Source organism: Aquabacterium sp. J223, assembly GCF_024666615.1.
In the GTDB taxonomy this organism is placed as follows: Bacteria; Pseudomonadota; Gammaproteobacteria; order Burkholderiales; family Burkholderiaceae_C; genus J223.
This window is the reverse complement of record NZ_CP088297.1, coordinates 3,362,999-3,378,706: the sequence shown is the minus strand read 5'-3', so window position 1 is coordinate 3,378,706 and position 15,708 is coordinate 3,362,999. Positions and strand designations below refer to the sequence as shown.

18 protein-coding genes are annotated in these 15,708 nt (G+C 72.2%); 11 read left to right on the top strand and 7 right to left on the bottom strand.

Features of this window, described 5'->3' with window-relative positions; translation table 11 throughout:
- Window positions 1–62 precede the first annotated feature (62 nt).
- The 3 genes from LRS07_RS16080 to LRS07_RS16070 all read left to right on the top strand — a co-directional run bounded on the left by LRS07_RS16080 (window position 63) and on the right by LRS07_RS16070 (window position 3,304).
- A complete protein-coding gene (locus tag LRS07_RS16080) occupies window positions 63–1,058 on the top strand; it encodes a helix-turn-helix transcriptional regulator (protein WP_260498987.1) in 996 nt (331 codons plus the stop codon).
- 673 nt (window positions 1,059–1,731) lie between these two features.
- Window positions 1,732–2,658 carry a DUF808 domain-containing protein gene (locus LRS07_RS16075; protein ID WP_260498986.1) on the top strand — a complete coding sequence of 309 codons (927 nt, stop codon included), beginning with the start codon at window positions 1,732–1,734 and terminating at the stop codon, window positions 2,656–2,658.
- Between the two features lie 61 nt (window positions 2,659–2,719).
- Entirely contained in the window at window positions 2,720–3,304 is a 585-nt protein-coding gene (locus tag LRS07_RS16070) for a hemerythrin domain-containing protein (RefSeq protein ID WP_260498985.1), read from the top strand.
- A gap of 34 nt (window positions 3,305–3,338) precedes the next feature.
- Here LRS07_RS16070 and LRS07_RS16065 read toward each other — a convergent pair whose 3' ends face one another.
- From LRS07_RS16065 to LRS07_RS16040, 6 genes are all read right to left on the bottom strand, one after another.
- Window positions 3,339–3,560, bottom strand: coding sequence for a hypothetical protein (locus tag LRS07_RS16065; RefSeq protein ID WP_260498984.1), 222 nt, complete (start codon window positions 3,558–3,560; stop codon window positions 3,339–3,341).
- A 167-nt stretch (window positions 3,561–3,727) separates the two neighbouring features.
- Window positions 3,728–4,732, bottom strand: coding sequence for a Bug family tripartite tricarboxylate transporter substrate binding protein (locus LRS07_RS16060; protein ID WP_260498983.1), 1,005 nt, complete (start codon window positions 4,730–4,732; stop codon window positions 3,728–3,730).
- 38 nt (window positions 4,733–4,770) lie between these two features.
- Window positions 4,771–4,986, bottom strand: a complete 216-nt coding sequence (locus tag LRS07_RS16055) for a tautomerase family protein (protein ID WP_260498982.1) — start codon at window positions 4,984–4,986, stop codon at window positions 4,771–4,773.
- 11 nt (window positions 4,987–4,997) lie between these two features.
- Entirely contained in the window at window positions 4,998–6,437 is a 1,440-nt protein-coding gene (locus tag LRS07_RS16050) for an aldehyde dehydrogenase family protein (protein ID WP_260498981.1), read from the bottom strand.
- Window positions 6,434–6,985 carry a VOC family protein gene (locus tag LRS07_RS16045; protein ID WP_260498980.1) on the bottom strand — a complete coding sequence of 184 codons (552 nt, stop codon included), beginning with the start codon at window positions 6,983–6,985 and terminating at the stop codon, window positions 6,434–6,436. The genes LRS07_RS16050 and LRS07_RS16045 overlap by 4 nt, the downstream gene beginning before the upstream one ends.
- The gene (locus tag LRS07_RS16040; RefSeq protein ID WP_260498979.1) at window positions 6,982–7,878 is read right to left on the bottom strand and encodes a fumarylacetoacetate hydrolase family protein; all 897 of its coding nucleotides are present in this window, start codon (window positions 7,876–7,878) and stop codon (window positions 6,982–6,984) included. The genes LRS07_RS16045 and LRS07_RS16040 overlap by 4 nt, the downstream gene beginning before the upstream one ends.
- Before the next feature lie 125 nt (window positions 7,879–8,003).
- Between LRS07_RS16040 and LRS07_RS16035 the strand changes: the two genes are divergently transcribed.
- The 6 genes from LRS07_RS16035 to LRS07_RS16010 all read left to right on the top strand — a co-directional run bounded on the left by LRS07_RS16035 (window position 8,004) and on the right by LRS07_RS16010 (window position 13,600).
- A complete protein-coding gene (locus LRS07_RS16035; protein WP_260498978.1) occupies window positions 8,004–8,906 on the top strand; it encodes a LysR family transcriptional regulator in 903 nt (300 codons plus the stop codon).
- A 73-nt stretch (window positions 8,907–8,979) separates the two neighbouring features.
- Window positions 8,980–9,957: a tRNA dihydrouridine synthase gene (locus tag LRS07_RS16030; protein ID WP_260502137.1), complete on the top strand. Its 978-nt coding sequence runs from the start codon at window positions 8,980–8,982 to the stop codon at window positions 9,955–9,957.
- 5 nt (window positions 9,958–9,962) lie between these two features.
- Entirely contained in the window at window positions 9,963–10,556 is a 594-nt protein-coding gene (locus LRS07_RS16025) for a DUF1415 domain-containing protein (protein WP_260498977.1), read from the top strand.
- 69 nt (window positions 10,557–10,625) lie between these two features.
- Complete coding sequence (locus LRS07_RS16020) at window positions 10,626–11,753, top strand: aminotransferase class V-fold PLP-dependent enzyme (RefSeq protein ID WP_260498976.1); 1,128 nt, start codon at window positions 10,626–10,628, stop codon at window positions 11,751–11,753.
- A 126-nt stretch (window positions 11,754–11,879) separates the two neighbouring features.
- Window positions 11,880–12,239, top strand: a complete 360-nt coding sequence (locus tag LRS07_RS16015; protein WP_260498975.1) for a hypothetical protein — start codon at window positions 11,880–11,882, stop codon at window positions 12,237–12,239.
- A 41-nt stretch (window positions 12,240–12,280) separates the two neighbouring features.
- The gene (locus tag LRS07_RS16010; protein WP_260498974.1) at window positions 12,281–13,600 is read left to right on the top strand and encodes a M16 family metallopeptidase; all 1,320 of its coding nucleotides are present in this window, start codon (window positions 12,281–12,283) and stop codon (window positions 13,598–13,600) included.
- Between the two features lie 57 nt (window positions 13,601–13,657).
- Here the strand turns inward: LRS07_RS16010 and LRS07_RS16005 are convergent, their stop codons facing one another.
- On the bottom strand, window positions 13,658–14,539 hold the full coding sequence (locus LRS07_RS16005) for a nucleotidyltransferase (RefSeq protein WP_260498973.1): 882 nt from the start codon (window positions 14,537–14,539) through the stop codon (window positions 13,658–13,660).
- A gap of 151 nt (window positions 14,540–14,690) precedes the next feature.
- Between LRS07_RS16005 and LRS07_RS16000 the strand changes: the two genes are divergently transcribed.
- Both LRS07_RS16000 and LRS07_RS15995 read left to right on the top strand, forming a co-directional pair.
- Entirely contained in the window at window positions 14,691–14,906 is a 216-nt protein-coding gene (locus tag LRS07_RS16000) for a hypothetical protein (protein ID WP_260498972.1), read from the top strand.
- Window positions 14,907–14,910: 4 nt separating this feature from the next.
- Window positions 14,911–15,666, top strand: coding sequence for a metallophosphoesterase family protein (locus LRS07_RS15995; protein WP_260498971.1), 756 nt, complete (start codon window positions 14,911–14,913; stop codon window positions 15,664–15,666).
- Window positions 15,667–15,708 lie beyond the last annotated feature (42 nt).

Sequence of the window (15,708 nt, the reverse complement as noted above, 5' to 3'; positions counted from 1 at the left end):
CGAGGCTCATGGCGTGAGCCTGCCGCTGCTAGCATCGGCCGGTCGCCCTTCCACGCGTCGCCATGGACCGCACCGAGCGCTTCTACAAGATCGAACGCCTGATCCGCAGCCGCCGGCCGGGCGAGCCGCTGGTCAGCTTCGTCGAGATGATGGACGAGCTGGGCGTCTCCCGCGCCACGCTGAAGCGCGACCTCGAGTACCTGCGCAGCCGGCTCGACGCGCCCATCGTCTACGACCGCTACGGCAACGGCTACCGCTTCGAGTCCGACCCCCGCGACCGGGCGGGCGACACCCAGCACGAGCTGCCAGGCGTCTGGTTCAGCGAGCGCGAGCTGCACGCGCTGCTGTCCATGCACCACCTCATCCGCGACCTCGACGAGGGCGGGGTGCTGGGCCGCCACCTGCAGCCGCTGCTGGACAAGCTGCAGGGCCTGCTGGGCGACGAGGCCGAGGCCCGCGAACTGATGAAGCGCATCCGCATCGCCAGCCCGGCGCGCCGCCCGGTGCCGGCGCGCCACTTCGAGCTGCTGGGCAGCGCCCTGGTGCAGCGCCGGCGGGTGCACCTGGGCTACTACACCCGCAGCCGGCGCCAGCGCAGCGTGCGCACCGTGTCGCCGCAGCGGCTGGTCCACTGGCGCAACACCTGGTACCTCGACGCCTGGTGCCACGACAGCGACGGCCTGCGCCGCTTCGCGCTGGACGCGGTGGAGGAGGCGACCCTGCTCGACCAGAAGGCGAAGGAGGTGTCGCTCAAGACGGTGCAGGAGCAGCTCGACGCCGGCTACGGCGTCTTCAGCGGCGCCGCGTTGCACTGGGCCGAGCTGCTCTTCAGCGCCGAGGCCGCGCAATGGGTGGCGCAGGAGCAGTGGCATCCCGCGCAGGAGGGCGAGCGCCTTGCGGACGGGCGCTGGCGGTTGCGACTGCCCTATGCGGAACCCACGGAGCTGCTGATGGACGTTCTGCGGCACGGGGCGGACGTGGAGGTGGTGTCGCCGGCGTCCTTGCGGCGACAGGTGAGGGAGCGGTTGAGGGGGGCGGTTTCGTTGTACGAGGGGTGATTGGGTGGTTTTGCAGTGTTGGGTCTTGTGGGCGTTGCAGCGCGTGGGCCTGCGCGGCCCACACCCGCGGTAACTTTCTTTTGGTCTTGCCCAAAAGAAAGTCACCAAAGAAAAGGGCGCTTCAACATCCGATTTCGCTCTCGCACTGGATGACGGGGCCCGCTTCTCGCGCCAGTTTCTGCCCGCCACCAGGCCCTGCCTCAGTCTGCAAGGGCGTCTGACACTCACGCGCTGCCGGCTTCCGAATGCGCTCGTGTCTGGGTCCGCGCCGCTTCGCTTCGCTCTTGCAAGCCCGAAGGCACCTCGTGCCCCCACTGTCTGTTGTAGGCGAGCGCAGCGACGCCGCATGGGCCAAGACACGAGCGCTGTCGGAAGCTGCCGCGGGTGGCGCGTTCCCCTTCCTCGCAGACTGAGGCAGGGCCTGGTGGCGGGCAGGAACTCGCTCGACAAGCGGCCCCCCGTGGCCGTGAGGGAGCGAAATCGGATGTTGTGTTGAAGGCCCTTTTCTTTGGTTCCTTTCTTTTGGGCCACCAAAAGAAAGAACCGCGGGGGTGGGCCGCGCAGGCCCACGGGCTCCACCGCAACAATGAACACGCAAACGCACAAGCCGGCTCCGCCACCGGCGCGCCACTTGCCCCACCACCCCCCAAAGCACGCAAGCACAACGAACACCATGGCCTTCGGCAGCCTGCTCGCCCTCCTGGACGACATCTCCACCCTCCTCGACGACGTGTCGGTGCTCACCAAGGTGGCCGCCAAGAAGAGCGCCGGCGTGCTCGGCGACGACCTGGCGCTGAACGCGCAGCAGGTCACCGGGGTCAGCGCCGCGCGGGAACTGCCGGTGGTGTGGGCGGTGGCCAAGGGGTCGCTGGTCAACAAGGCCATCCTGGTGCCGGCGGCGCTGGCCATCAGCCGCTTCGCGCCCTGGGCGGTGACGCCGCTGCTGATGCTGGGCGGCCTGTTCCTCTGCTACGAAGCGGCCGAGAAGCTGGCCCACCGCTTCTGGCCCGGGCCGCATGCGCACGCCCATGCGGCGCACGCCGCGACGGCGGCCGCGGCCGATCCGGCCGGGGAGGAGCGCGACAAGGTGCGTGGCGCCGTGCGCACCGACTTCATCCTCTCGGCGGAGATCATCGCCATCACCCTGGGCGCGGTGGCCGGCCAGGATTTCGTGACGCAGGCCGGCGTCATGGTGGGCATCGCGCTGCTGATGACGGTCGGGGTCTACGGGCTGGTCGCCGGCATCGTCAAGCTCGACGACGGCGGTCTGTGGCTGGCGGCCCGCCAGGGCGCGGGTGCGGCGCCGGCGCGGGCGCTCGGTCGCGGCATCCTGCGGGTGGCGCCCTGGCTGATGAAGTTCCTGTCCGTCGCGGGCACGGCGGCGATGCTGCTCGTCGGTGGCGGCATCCTGGTCCACGGGGTGTCGGTGCTGCACCATGGCATCGAGCACCTGGCCGAAGGCGCCGGCAACCGCCTGGTGTCGGCCCTGCTGCCCTCCCTGGGCAACATGGTGGTCGGCCTGGCCGCCGGCGCGGTGGTGCTGCTGCTCGTCATGCTGTGGCAGCGGCTGCGCCGCGGCGCCACGCCGCAGCGCGCGTGAGCGGGGAAGCGGGCGAGCGGGCCACCCGCCGGGGCGGGCACGCCGCCTGCACGCAGGCGGCATGAACAACACCACCCCCACGCCCGACCCCGCCGCCAACGGCGCCACCCCGCTGGCGCAGATGCCGCAGGCCTTCGCCGACCCCCGCGTCACCGACGCCGTGCAGTTGCTCATCGCGCAGCACCGCGCGCTGGAGCACCGCATGGACCGCTTCGACGACCTGTCGCCGCCCGAGCGCGCCGCCCTGGTCGCCGAGGTGGGGGACGAACTCGGCGTGCACCTGGCCTCCGAGGAGGAAGTGTTCTACCCCGCCGTCCGCGAGCGCTCGACCGAGGGCCAGCTGCTGGAATCGCTGGAGGAGCACCTGTCCCTCAAGCGGCTGCTGGCCGACCTGCTGGCCATGGACCCGGCCGACCCGACCTACGAGCCGAAGTTCAAGGTGCTGCGCGAACAGACCGAGCACCACGACCGAGAGGAAGAGGAGGACCTGTTCCCGAAGGTCCAGCGGTTGCTCGACGCCGGGCAGCGCGAGGCGCTGGGACAGCGCATGCTGGACTGGCAGCACCGCATGGCCCGGGGCGAACGCGGCGAGGCGCCGCGCGACACCATCGCGGGGCAGACCGACAAGGCCATGCCGCTGGACTGACGCAGGGCGGGCCGCGTCGCGGCCCGCGGCAGGTTCAGTTCAGCAGGGGCTCCACCCGCGGGTGGGCGTATTCCATCCCCATCACCGCCCGGGCGTAGAGGTAGTTGCGCCGCGCCGTCTCGCTGAGGCCGTCGAGGTCGACCCGGCCTGTGGCGTCGCAAGGGAAGGCCAATGCCCGCCCTTCCTGGTACAGCGAGGCGAAGCACAGCATGAAGCCGGGTCGCTGGACGGGAGAGGTGGCGCTGGCGCTCGACATCGGTGGAACTCCTTGCCCCGCAACGGCGGGACCCGATGGCCTCACTCTGGACCTTCGTGCAGGCGCGGCCTATCGGGACATCTCGACAGTGGTTGTCAGGCGGTGGGCGGTGGTGCCTGTCATCCGTTGGCTGACACGCCGCCGGCGCCCGGGGCGCCGGGCGAACGTCATTCGATGCGGATCTGGGTCTCCCGCACCGCACGGCCCCACTTTTCGTCCTCGGCGACCAGGAAGCGCTGGAAGTCCGCCGGCCCCAGGGGCGCCGCCTCCAGGTGCAGGTCGGCGAAGCGCTTGAGCGTCGCGGGATGCCGCAGCGCCGCCAGGAACTCGTCGGCCACGCGCTGCACGACGGCGGGCGGCGTGCCGGCGCGCGCCACCAGCCCGCCCCACAGCATCGAGTTGTTGAGCTGCGGATGGCCGAGCTCGGCGAGCGTCGGGACGTCCGGGAATTCGGCCATCCGCTTGGTCGCCCGCACGGCCAGGGCCCGCAGGCGGCCGTCGCGGACGAAGGGCGCGCTGGTGACGGCGTTGTCCCACATGAACTGGATGCGTCCCGTGGCCAGGTCCTGCAGCGCCGGCACCGACCCCTTGTACGGCACATGGACCAGGCGGCCGCCGACCTGGCGCTGCATCAGCTCAGTGAAGAGGTGGCTGCCCAGGCCGGTGCCCTGCGAGCCGTAGAGCAGGCCCTGCTCCCCGCTGCGCGACTCCTGCACCAGCGCGTCGAAGCTGCGCAGGGGGCTGTCCGCCGGCACCACCAGCAGCACCGGCGTCAACGTCAGGCGGGCCACGCCGACGAAGTCGTTCTGCATGTCGTAGCTCAGCTTGTTGTAGAGATGCCGGCTGGTGGCGAACGGGCCGACATCGCCCAGCCACAGCGTGTGGCCGTCGGCCGGTTGCTGCTTGACGTGGCTGGCGGCGATCTGGCCGCCGCCGCCCGGCCGGTTCTCCACCACCACGGTGACCTTGAGCTTCTCGGTCAGCCGCTCGCCGAGCACACGGGCGATGACGTCCGAGAAGCCGCCGGCCGGGTAGGCCGACACGATGGTGATGGGTTTGCCCGCGACCGGCCAGCCCTGGGCCTGTGCCGCGGCAGCGGTCAGGCCGAGCAGCAGGCCGGCCAGGCGGGCCCGCCATTGCCGGAAGACCGGCGGAAGTGCTTCGGTGAACATGTCGTCGTCTCCTGTCTTTTGGGCCTCATCGGCCGGCGCTACGGCCCGGTGCGCGGCCGGGCCTGCTCGGTGGTCAGCGGCTTGCCGGCGACGCCCCAGCGGCCGCTGCGGACCTCCTGGATGGCGCACCGGGTCATCGGGCGCAGGCCCTCGCCGCCGACCCGCACCACCGCCTCGGTGATCTCCGCGATCAGGGCCTGGTACTGGGCCTCGTCGAGCACGCCTTCGATGATCTTCACGTCGATGAAGGGCATGGCGGGACCTTTCAGGCGAAGGTGTAGGAGGTCTTGACCGCGGTGAAGAACTCGGCCGCGTACCGCCCCTGTTCGCGTGCGCCCATGCTCGACGCCTTGCGGCCGCCGAACGGCACGTGGTAGTCCACGCCCGCCGTCGGCAGGTTGACCATCACCATGCCCGCCTGGGCGTGCCGCTTGAAATGCGAGGCGTGCTTCAGGCTCGTCGTGCAGACCCCGCTGGACAGGCCGAACGGCGTGTCGTTGGCCACCGCCAGCGCTTCGTCGTAGTCGCGCACGCGGATGACGTTGGCCACCGGGCCGAACACCTCCTCCCGGCTGATGCGCATCGTGTTGTCCGTCTCGGTGAAGAGCGCCGGCTGCAGGTAGAAGCCGGGATGGCCGCGGGCGTCGCGCGCCATCGGCTGTCCACCGAAGGCCAGCCGAGCCCCCTGCGCCTGGGCGTCGCGGATGTGGCCGAGATCGGTGTCGAGCTGCCGTTCGTCGACCACCGGCCCGAGGTCGGTGCCGGGGCTGCGCGCGTCGCCCACCGTCAGCGAGCGCAGCCGGGTCACCAGCCGGTCGACGAACCGGTCGTGCACGCCCTGGGTGACGATCAGGCGGCTGGACGCGGTGCAGCGCTGCCCCGTGGAGAAGAACGCGCCCTGCACCGCGCAGTGCGTGGCCAGCTCCAGGTCCGCGTCGTCGAGCACCACCAGCGGGTTCTTGCCGCCCATCTCGAGCTGGAACTTCGCGCCACGCGCCGCGCAGGCCTGCGCCAGCGACCGGCCGGTGGCGGTGGAGCCCGTGAAGCTGAGCCCGGCCACGCGCGGGTCGTCGACCAGCGCCGGCCCGACCTCCGCGCCGCGGCCCATCAGCAGGTTGAAGGCCCCCGCCGGCAGGCCGCTGCGCGACAGGATCTCGGCCAGCGCCCAGGCCGACCCGGGCACCAGTTCGGCCGGCTTGAAGACCACCGTGTTGCCGAAGGCCAGCGCCGGCGCGATCTTCCAGGCCGGGATGGCGATGGGGAAGTTCCACGGCGTGATCAGCGCGACCACGCCGATCGGCTCGCGGGTGATGTCCACCGTGACGCCGGGACGCACCGAGGCCAGCGACTCGCCCGACAGCCGCAGCGCCTCGCCGGCGAAGAACTTGAAGACCTGGCCGGCGCGCACCACCTCGCCGATGGCTTCGGGCAGGGTCTTGCCCTCCTCGCGCGCCAGCAGGTCACCGAGCGCCTCGCGCCGGGCGAGCAGCTCGCCGCCGACCTGGTCCAGCACGTCGAAGCGCTGCTGGGGCGAGGTGGCGCTCCAGGCCGGCAGGGCCTGCGCGGCCGCGTCCACCGCATGGCGTGCCTGCGCGGCGTCGGCCTGTGCATAGTGGTCGATGAGGTCGCGGGTGTCCGACGGGTTGACGTTGGGCAGGGCGCGCGCGCCCGCGACCCAGGCACCGCCGATGAAGTTGCCCTTCATGGTTCACGCCCCGGGCCCCGCCCGCGGAAGCGCGCCTGCCAGGCGTCCAGCGGCATGAAGCTCGGGTCGTCGCGCACCATCCGCTCGGTCTCGGCGAGCAGTTCCGCCTCGGTGCGGTCCAGGTCGAGCGGCGTGCCGTAGGGCTGCGACACGTAGAAGGGCGTGTCGAGGTAGACCTCGATGCGGTTGCCCTCCGGGTCGAAGTAGTACAGCGACCAGGCGTTGCCGTGGTTCATCGGCCGCAGCTCGGTGGCACCGTGGGCGCTGGCGAGGTCTCGGTTGAGCCGCAGCTCGGCCAGGTCGGGCACCAGGAAGGACAGCTGCATCACCGTGCTGACCGGCGACCGCTCCGAGCGCCCGGCCGACAGCACCAGCTGGTGGTGCTGGTCCTCGCTGGCGCTCATGAAGACCAGCCGGTTGCCGAAGTTCTTGCCCAGGCCCTCGTCGGTGATCGTGAGCCGGAACACGGTGGTGTAGAAGTCCACCATCCGGTCCAGGTCGAAGACGAACAGGCCGAAGTGGGCCGGCGTCGGGCGGGTGACCTTCATTGCGGCACCTGCGTGCGCGGCGATGGCGCCCCGTCGGCCTGCACGACGTGGTTGCGCAGCACGCCGATGGCCTCGATCTCGACTTCGACCACGTCGCCCGGCGCCATGAAGCGCGGCGGCTTCTTGCTCCAGCCGACGCCGCCCGGGGTGCCGGTGACGATGACGTCGCCGGGCACCAGCGTGAAGATGGTCGAGGCGTACTCGATCTGGCGCGCGACCGAGAAGATCATCCTGTCGGTGCTGGTGCTCTGCACCAGCTCGCCGTTGAGCCGTGTCTGCAGCGCGAGCGGGCGGTCCGGCGCGATCTCGTCGGCGGTCACCATCCAGGGACCGAATGCGCCGGTGGCCTCGAAGTTCTTGCCCGCGGCGATCGCCTTGGCGTGGAACTGCCACTCGCGGACGCTCGCGTCGTTGTAGATGGAATAGCCGGCCACGTGCTCATGCGCGCGCTCGCGCGGGATGTCGCGGCCGGCCTTGCCGATGACCACCGCCAGTTCGCCCTCCCAGTCGAGCGAGTCGGAACACCGCGGGCGCACGATCGGTCCTTCGTGGGCCGTCTGCGAGCGCCACACGCGCAGGAAGATCGGCGGGTGCTCCGACAGCTCGCGGTCCAGCCCGGCGGCCACCACCTCGCGGTGGTGGTCGTGGTAGTTGCGGATGGCGCAGACGATCTTCTCCGGCTGCGGGATCACCGGCAGGTAGCGGACGGCCGCCAGCGCCAGGTCGGCCGGCGTCGCCTGGACGTCGGCGCGCAGCTGGGCCAGGCGGCCCGCGGCGAGGTAGGACTGCAGCGTCGGGTGCTGCGGCAGCGCCCAGCCCAGGTCGGCGATGCGGTCGCCGACGACCGCACCCCAGCTGTCGCGCCCCGCGTGGTGGAAGGAAAGCAACTTCATGCGTGCGATCTATGCCGTTTGGTCAATGAGTCAGCTGGACTCTAAGATTGTCTCCATCGGTGAACAACCGATTTGTATGCACCGATCGATGCAGGTCACTCACAGGTGGGGCGAAAACCATGGCCATGCGCCGCAAGATTCCGAACACCGCCGCGCTGACGGCGTTCGAGGCCGCCGCGCGCCACTCGAACTTCACCGCGGCGGCCCAGGAGCTGTCGCTGACGCAGGGCGCCGTCTGCCGTCAGGTGGCCTCGCTGGAGACGTTCCTGCGCACCAAGCTGTTCCGGCGCGCCGGCCGCGGGGTGGTGCTGACCGACGCCGGCGTGGCCTACCACCGGCAGATCGCCCGCCGGCTCGACGAGGTCGAACGCGACACGCTGGACCTGATGGCCCGCCAGGGGCGCGGCGGTGCGATCGAGCTGGCCATCGTGCCCACCTTCGGAACCCGCTGGCTGCTGCCGCGGCTGCCCGACTTCGCCCGGCTGCACCCGGACATCACGGTCAACCTGTCCAGCCGCACCCGGCCGTTCCTGTTCGAGGACAGCGGGCTGGACGCCTCCATCTACGCCGGCGACGGCCACTGGCCGGGCGCCGCCGTGGACTTCCTGATGCCCGAGCGGCTGGTGCCGGTGTGCAGCCCGGCGCTGATCGCGCCACGCAAGCGGCTGACCCCGGAGCAGCTGGCCCGGCTGCCGCTGATCCAGCAGAGCACGCGGCCCTACGCCTGGCGCCACTGGTTCGAGTCGGCCGGCCTGCGGCCGCAGGTCGACCTGGTGGGGCCGCGCTACGAGCTGTACTCGATGTCGCTGCAGGCGGCCGCCGTGGGCCTGGGCGTGGCGCTGGTGCCCGAGTACGACCTCGACGACGAACTGGCGGCCGGCCGGCTGGTGGTGCCGGTGAGCCACCACTGCCCCAGCGACCGCTCCTATCACCTCGCCACGCCGCAGAGCAAGCGGTCCGACCCGGTGATGGTGACGTTCCGCGACTGGCTGCTGGGGCAGGCGGCGCAGGCCGGCCACAAGGCATGACGGCGTTAGCATGCCGATCGCATTGTTCTGATCCGGTCGTCGCGTGTCCCTGCCCCGCCTGCTGCTGGCCCCGATGGAAGGCCTGCTCGACGCACCGCTGCGCGACGTGCTGACCCGCGTCGGCGGCGTCGACCGTGCGGTGGGCGAGTTCATCCGCGTCACCGGCACGCTGCTGCCGGAGCGGGTGTTCCTGCGCGTGGTGCCGGAGCTGGCGAACGGCGGCCGCACGCCGGCCGGCACGCCGGTGCGGCCGCAGCTGCTCGGCTCCGACCCGGCCTGCCTGGCCGACAACGCCGCGCGGCTGGCGTCGCTCAGCCCGCACGGGGTGGACCTCAACTTCGGCTGCCCGGCCAAGGTGGTCAACCGCCATGGCGGCGGGGCGATGCTGCTGCAGTGGCCCGACCAGCTGGAGCGCATCGTCGGCGCCGTGCGCCGGGCGGTGCCGGCGCACCGGCCGGTGAGCGCCAAGATGCGCCTGGGCTTCGACGACGACGCGCTGGCCGAGGACTGCGCCCGCGCCCTGCAGGCCGGCGGCGCCGACGAACTGGTGGTGCACGCCCGCACCAAGGCCCAGGGCTACCGGCCGCCGGCGCATTGGGCGCGCATCGCCGCCGTGCGCGAGGCGGTGCGCATCCCCGTGGTGGCCAACGGCGAGGTGTGGACGCTGGCCGAGGCGCTGCGCGCCCGCGCCGAATCGGGCTGCGACGACCTGATGCTCGGCCGCGGCATGGTCGCCGACCCCGGGCTGGCGCTGGCGCTGCGCGCGCACGACGCGGGGCAGGGCGGCGGCGGCATCCAGTGGGCCGACCTGCAGCCGCTGCTGCCCGTGTTCTGGCGCCTGGTCGAGCGGCGCGTGGTGCCGCGGCACCGCGCCGGCCGGCTCAAGCAGTGGCTCAACCTGCTGCGCCGCCGTTTCGCCGAGGCCGAGGCGCTGTACCAGGCGCTGCGGCCGCACAACGACCCCCAGCTGGTGGCCCGGCTGTGCTTCGGCGCGGGGCTTGCCGCGGACGACGCGCCACCCCGGTCCCTGCCCGAGGCGCTCGCCGCCTGATGCCCATGTCCGACTCCGACACCGCCGCCACCTTGCCGCCCGGCGCCGAACGCGCGCTGGCCGAGACCCGTGCCTGGGTCGAGCGGGCCGTCATCGGGCTCAACCTGTGCCCCTTCGCCAAGGCGGTGGCCGCCAAGGGCCAGATCCGCTACGTGCACAGCGACGACACCGACCCCGAGGACCTGCTGAGCACGTTGTGCAACGAGCTGGAGTTGCTGGCCCGTGCCGACCCGGCCGAGGTCGACACGACGCTCATCGTCCACCCGCGCGTGCTGACGGACTTCCTCGACTACAACGACTTCCTCGACGTGGCCGACGAGGCGGTGGCCCAGCTGGGCCTGGAGGGCGTGCTGCAGGTGGCCAGCTTCCACCCCGACTACCAGTTCGAGGGCAGCGAGCCCGACGACCCGGCCAATGCCAGCAACCGCAGCCCGTGGCCGACGCTGCACCTGCTGCGCGAGGACAGCGTGGACCGTGCGGTCGACGCCTTCCCGGAGGCCGAGCGCATCTACGAGGTCAACATCGAGACGCTGCGCCGGCTCGGGCCCGAGGGCTGGGCCGAGGTCCAGGCGCAGATCCGACGCGACGCGGAGGGCTGAAGGGTCGGCCCGGCGGACCGCCTGGCGCTGATAAGCTGGATCCCACAACAACGCTGAGAGAACACCGCCATGCCCGGACTGCTGCCCCAGGTCGACCCGGACGGCCTGCTCGAATACTCGGTGGTCTACACCGACCGCGCGCTCAACCACATGAGCGCCAAGTTCCAGCACGTGATGCGCGACATCGCCGCCACGCTGAAGGAGGTCTACCGCGGCCAGGCGGCGGTGGTGATGCCGGGCAGCGGCACCTTCGGCATGGAAGCGGTGGCCCGCCAGTTCGCCACCGGCCAGCGGGTGCTGGTCCTCCGCAACGGCTGGTTCAGCTACCGCTGGAGCCAGATCTTCGAGATGGGCCGGATCCCGAGCGCGGAGACCGTGCTGAAGGCGGCCCGCATCGCCGACGGCCCGCAGGCGCCGTGGGCGCCGGCGCCGATCGACCGCGTGGTCGAGACCATCCGCCGCGAGAAGCCGGCGCTGGTGTTCGCGCCGCACGTGGAGACCGCGGCCGGCATCGTGCTGCCCGACGACTACCTGCGCGCCGTCGGCCAGGCCGTGCGCGAGTCGGGCGGCCTCTTCGTCCTCGACTGCATCGCCTCCGGCGCGCTGTGGGTCGACCTGCAGGCCTGCCAGGTGGACGTGCTGGTCAGCGCGCCGCAGAAGGGCTGGAGCGGCTCGCCGGGCAGCGCCTTCGTGGTGCTGGGCGACCGCGCCCTCGAGCGCCTGCCCGCCACCACCAGCACCAGCTTCGCCGCCGACCTGAAGCGCTGGCACCAGATCATGCAGACCTACGAAGGCGGCGCCCACGCCTACCACACCACCATGCCCACCGACGCGCTGACCCGCGTGCGCGACGTCATGGCCGAGACCCGCGCCTGGGGCTTCGAGACGGCCCGCCAGGCCCAGCTCGACCTCGGCCGCAAGGTGCGCACGCTGCTGGCGCAACGCGGTTTCGCCAGTGTCGCCGCCCCGGGGTTCGAGGCCGCGGGCGTGGTCGTCAGCTACACCGACGACCCCGACATCGCCAACGCCCGCAAGTTCGCCGCGCAAGGCCTGCAGACCGCGGCCGGCGTGCCGCTGCAATGCGACGAAGGCCCGGACTTCCGGACCTGGCGCATCGGCCTGTTCGGACTCGACAAGTGGCGCGACGTGGAGGGCGCGGTGGGCCGGCTGGCGCAGGCGCTGGAGCGGCTGCGCTGACGTGAAACCCCGGGCCCGCCAGGTGCGTGGCCACCCCCCGCTGTTTCGTCTTGTTCCTTCGTGGGGCTCGGTTCGAGCCCTTTCCCGTGCCAGCATCCCCGGCGCGTTACTTGCCCGCCCGCCCGCATGCTGCAACTGGATCCTCAATGGCCCCCGCTCGACCCCCTGGAAGTGCTCACCGGCTGGCGCCGTGAGTTCTGCGTCGAACTGCTGGGGGAGGGGAAGGCCCGCCTCTTCGTGCGCGCCGTCGGTGGTCCGTCGTTCAAGGCGCAGGAGCTGAAGCGCGGGCTGCTGTTCCACCGACTGGGCGCCAACTTCCAGGACCTGCCCGGTTGCGTCGCCTCGCTGGAGCCCGACCTGGAGGCGCTGGCCGCCAGCGCCAAGCGGGTGCCGCCGACGCGGGACAACCTCTTCTCCGTGGTCACCTTCGACCGCGAAGCCTGGGAACGGGTGGTGCGCGGGCTTGAGCGCTGGCAGCGGCGCTGACGGGGCGTGGGGTCGGCAGGGCGGGCGTATCCTCTGCGCCGATGCCTGCTTCACCGCCCACCCGCCGCGCCGCGGCCGCCCGTTCGGTCCCCCGTCCCGATGCCGTCGAGGTGGCCACGCTGCCCAACGGCCTGCGCCTGCTGGTGCTGCCGCTGCCGCAGGTGGACAGCGCCAGCGTCAGCGTCTTCATCCGCTGCGGCAGCCGCCACGAGGGCCCGCGCGAGAACGGCATCAGCCACGTGGTCGAGCACATGGCCTTCAAGGGCACGGCCACCCGCAACTGCCAGCAGATCAACCTCGACGCGGAGCGGCTGGGCGCCGAGGTCAACGCCCACACCGACAAGGACCACACCGCCTTCCACATGCGCGGGCTGGCGGCGCACGCGCCCCGCTTCGTGCACATGCTGGCCGACATCGTGCTGCATGGCACCTACCCCGAGGCCGAACTGGAGCGCGAGCGCCAGGTCATCCTGCAGGAGGTGGCCGAGGACGAGGACGATGCGTTCTCCACCGCCTTCAAGCTCTACGACCGGCAGGCCTGGGGCACGCACCCGATGGCTCGGCCGGTGATCGGCCAGCGCCGCAACATCGAGCGCTTCGGCCGCGGCGACCTGCAGGCCTGGGTGCGCCGGCAGTACGCGGCGGGCCACACCGTCGTCGCGGTGGCCGGCCGGGTCGACCCGCAGGCGCTGCTGCGCGAGGTCGAGGCGGCCTTCGGCGCCATGCCCGGCGGCCCGGCGCCGCAGGACCAGCCGGCGGCCTGGCAGGGCGGCTTCGCCTCGCGGCGACACGCCGGCGTCAGCCAGAGCCACGTGGTGCTGGGCTTCCCGCTGCCGTCGCTGCGCGAGCGCGGCCATGCCGCCGGCATCGTCGCCGCCACGCTGTTCGGCGAGGGCATGAGCTCGCCGCTGATGGACGAGGTGCGCGAGCGCCAGGGCCTGGCCTACTACGCCGCCTGCTCGGCCGACCTGAACGACCTCGGCGGCCAGCTCATCGTCGAAGGCTCGATGGCGCCCGAACACGTGGAGCCGTTCGCCGCCACCGTGCAGCGGCTGCTGCAACGGCAGGCCGAGCGCATCGCGCCGCAGCACCTGGACCGCGCCCGCCACCAGCTGGCGGTGCGCGCCCTCGACAGCCAGGAGCGGCCCTACCGTCGCATGGAAGAGGCGGTGCTCGACCTCTTCTGCGTCGGCCGCGTGCGCAGCCCGGCCGAACGGCTGGAGGCGCTGCACGCCGTCGGCCCGCAGCGCCTGCGCTCGTTGTTCGAGGGCCTGCTGCAGTCCCCGGCCGCCGCGGCGGTCGCCGGCCGGGTGCCGCGCGACGGCGACCGCACCCTGCGCGCGCTCGCCGCCACGGCCTGAGCGGTCCGCCGGCTGGCCCGGCCCGCCGCGAGCCGGTTCGGCGGTGTTCGGGCCGGGTCAGTGAGGGGGATGGGCGCCGGTGTCGCCCGGCTCGTCGTGCCGGCCGGGGATGGCCTCGGTCCAGCCCGCCACGTCGTCCGGCGTCATCGTGCTGAGGGCCGTCAACCGGCCGTCGACATAACCCAGCCGCTCGACGTCGTGCAGGTACTGCTCGCGCGACAGCAGCGTGCCGGCGCAGACGTGCGGGTCGTCGGCGGGCGGCTGTCGCACCTCGGCGGCCAGGCGCTGCAGCAGGGTGTCCATCACGCGCCGCGGCACCCGGTGGCGCTCGCCGGGGTAGATGAAGCCGAACAGCACCAGGTGGGCCAGCAGCACCCGCCAGTGCGGTCCGAAGCGGCGCAGCAGGCCCTCCCAGTCGAGCTGCTCGGCGTTGGCGTGGATCAGGTGCGCGATGTCGGCGCCGTCGTAGCGCTCGCGCTCCATGATGAAGGCCTTGGACAGGATGCCGTCCTCGACGTTGGCGATGCGCACCGGCACGCCCAGCACCTCGGCCTCGGCGTTGTCGCGGAACCAGCGCTCGTCCACCGGCGTGACGCCGTTGCCGGAGTTGAAGATGAGGTCGATGAAGTCGCCTTCGGCGTCGCCGCCGGCGTGGACCTTGGCCAGCCAGTGCGGGTAGGTCATCTCGGTGCGCCAGCCCTCGGCCTGCCCTTCGGCCTGCATCAGCGACGCGACCCGGTCGTAGTCGCTGCGGCGGATGAACAGGTCGAGGTCCTTGGTCGACCGACGGATGCCGGTGAAGCAGGCGTGGGCGAAGGCGCCGCCGACCAGGAAGGGCACCTCGGCCTCGACCAGCGCGCGCAGCGCCCGCCGGTAGAAGGCCGCCGTGGCGGGGTCGACTTCGTCCTCGAGGGACGGTGCAAGCGGCGCGGAAGACATGCGGCCCGGTCGGGCAAGGCCTGTGCCGATCGGTGGTGCCCCGCAGCCGTGTCGTCCATCGCCTACAGGCCGCCACGGCGGCGGTGACCTGCACCGCCCTGCCATGGGCCGGCAGCATGCACGAGGTCTTCCACCCCGAGACGAGAACCCCATGCCCAATGCCAAACGCCCGGCCGGCCCGGCCACCCCGATGCGCATCCGCAAGGAGGACGTCAACGCCCGCGAGGAGATCGAGGAGACCTTCGCCACCCACCCGCAGAAGGCGGTGAAGGAAGGCCACGCCGACAGCCGCCAGCAGCCGTCCCCCAAGCCCGGCGGCGAGACGCGGCCGTCGAGCGGCGATCCGGTCGACCGGGAAGGCGCATGAGCCGATGAACCAGCATCCCTCGCACAGCGTCCGCTTCGCCGCGGTGGGCGACGTCCACGTCACGAAGGACTCGACCGGCAGCCTGCGGTCGTTCTTCGCGCAGGCGTCGGAGGCCGCCGACGCGCTGCTGCTGTGCGGCGACCTCACCGACTACGGCACCGCGGAGGAGGCCCAGGTGCTGGCCGACGAACTGTCGGTGGTCAAGGTGCCCATCGTGGCGGTGCTCGGCAACCACGACCACGAGTCCGGCACGCCTGAGGTGGTCATCGAGGTCCTGACCAAGGCCGGCGTGCGCGTGCTCGACGGCGAGGCGTGCGAAATCGAGGGCGTCGGCATCGCCGGCACCAAGGGCTTCGCGGGCGGCTTCGGCCGCGGCTCGCTCGGCGCCTGGGGCGAGCCGGCGATCAAGGCCTTCGTCCAGGAGGCGTTGAACGAGGCGATGAAGCTGGAGGCCGCGCTGGCCAAGCTGCGCACGCCGCGCCGCATCGCGCTGCTGCACTACTCGCCCATCGCCGGCACCATCGAAGGCGAGCCGGTGGAGATCTTTCCCTTCCTCGGCAGCAGCCGGCTCGAGGACCCGCTGCTGCGCTACCCGGTCGACGCCGTCTTCCACGGCCATGCCCATCGCGGCACGCTGGAGGGCAAGACGGTCAACGGCGTGCCCGTGTTCAACGTCGCCAAGCCGCTGCTGCAGCGGGCCTGGCCGGACCAGCCGGCGTTCCGGCTGTTCGAGGTGCCGCGGGAGGCGCCCGCCGCCTGAGGCCGGCCCACCAGGCTTCCCCCGGGCCGCCGCCCGTGTGGC

Excerpts from the sequence above, each read along its gene's own strand:
- LRS07_RS16080 (WP_260498987.1), top strand. The coding sequence starts at position 63 with ATGGACCGCACCGAGCGCTTCTACAAGATCGAACGCCTGATCCGCAGC.
- LRS07_RS16075 (WP_260498986.1), top strand. The coding sequence starts at position 1,732 with ATGGCCTTCGGCAGCCTGCTCGCCCTCCTGGACGACATCTCCACCCTC.
- LRS07_RS16070 (WP_260498985.1), top strand. The coding sequence starts at position 2,720 with ATGAACAACACCACCCCCACGCCCGACCCCGCCGCCAACGGCGCCACC.
- LRS07_RS16065 (WP_260498984.1), bottom strand. The coding sequence starts at position 3,560 with ATGTCGAGCGCCAGCGCCACCTCTCCCGTCCAGCGACCCGGCTTCATG.
- LRS07_RS16060 (WP_260498983.1), bottom strand. The coding sequence starts at position 4,732 with ATGTTCACCGAAGCACTTCCGCCGGTCTTCCGGCAATGGCGGGCCCGC.
- LRS07_RS16055 (WP_260498982.1), bottom strand. The coding sequence starts at position 4,986 with ATGCCCTTCATCGACGTGAAGATCATCGAAGGCGTGCTCGACGAGGCC.
- LRS07_RS16050 (WP_260498981.1), bottom strand. The coding sequence starts at position 6,437 with ATGAAGGGCAACTTCATCGGCGGTGCCTGGGTCGCGGGCGCGCGCGCC.
- LRS07_RS16045 (WP_260498980.1), bottom strand. The coding sequence starts at position 6,985 with ATGAAGGTCACCCGCCCGACGCCGGCCCACTTCGGCCTGTTCGTCTTC.
- LRS07_RS16040 (WP_260498979.1), bottom strand. The coding sequence starts at position 7,878 with ATGAAGTTGCTTTCCTTCCACCACGCGGGGCGCGACAGCTGGGGTGCG.
- LRS07_RS16035 (WP_260498978.1), top strand. The coding sequence starts at position 8,004 with ATGCGCCGCAAGATTCCGAACACCGCCGCGCTGACGGCGTTCGAGGCC.
- LRS07_RS16030 (WP_260502137.1), top strand. The coding sequence starts at position 8,980 with ATGGAAGGCCTGCTCGACGCACCGCTGCGCGACGTGCTGACCCGCGTC.
- LRS07_RS16025 (WP_260498977.1), top strand. The coding sequence starts at position 9,963 with ATGTCCGACTCCGACACCGCCGCCACCTTGCCGCCCGGCGCCGAACGC.
- LRS07_RS16020 (WP_260498976.1), top strand. The coding sequence starts at position 10,626 with ATGCCCGGACTGCTGCCCCAGGTCGACCCGGACGGCCTGCTCGAATAC.
- LRS07_RS16015 (WP_260498975.1), top strand. The coding sequence starts at position 11,880 with ATGCTGCAACTGGATCCTCAATGGCCCCCGCTCGACCCCCTGGAAGTG.
- LRS07_RS16010 (WP_260498974.1), top strand. The coding sequence starts at position 12,281 with ATGCCTGCTTCACCGCCCACCCGCCGCGCCGCGGCCGCCCGTTCGGTC.
- LRS07_RS16005 (WP_260498973.1), bottom strand. The coding sequence starts at position 14,539 with ATGTCTTCCGCGCCGCTTGCACCGTCCCTCGAGGACGAAGTCGACCCC.
- LRS07_RS16000 (WP_260498972.1), top strand. The coding sequence starts at position 14,691 with ATGCCCAATGCCAAACGCCCGGCCGGCCCGGCCACCCCGATGCGCATC.
- LRS07_RS15995 (WP_260498971.1), top strand. The coding sequence starts at position 14,911 with ATGAACCAGCATCCCTCGCACAGCGTCCGCTTCGCCGCGGTGGGCGAC.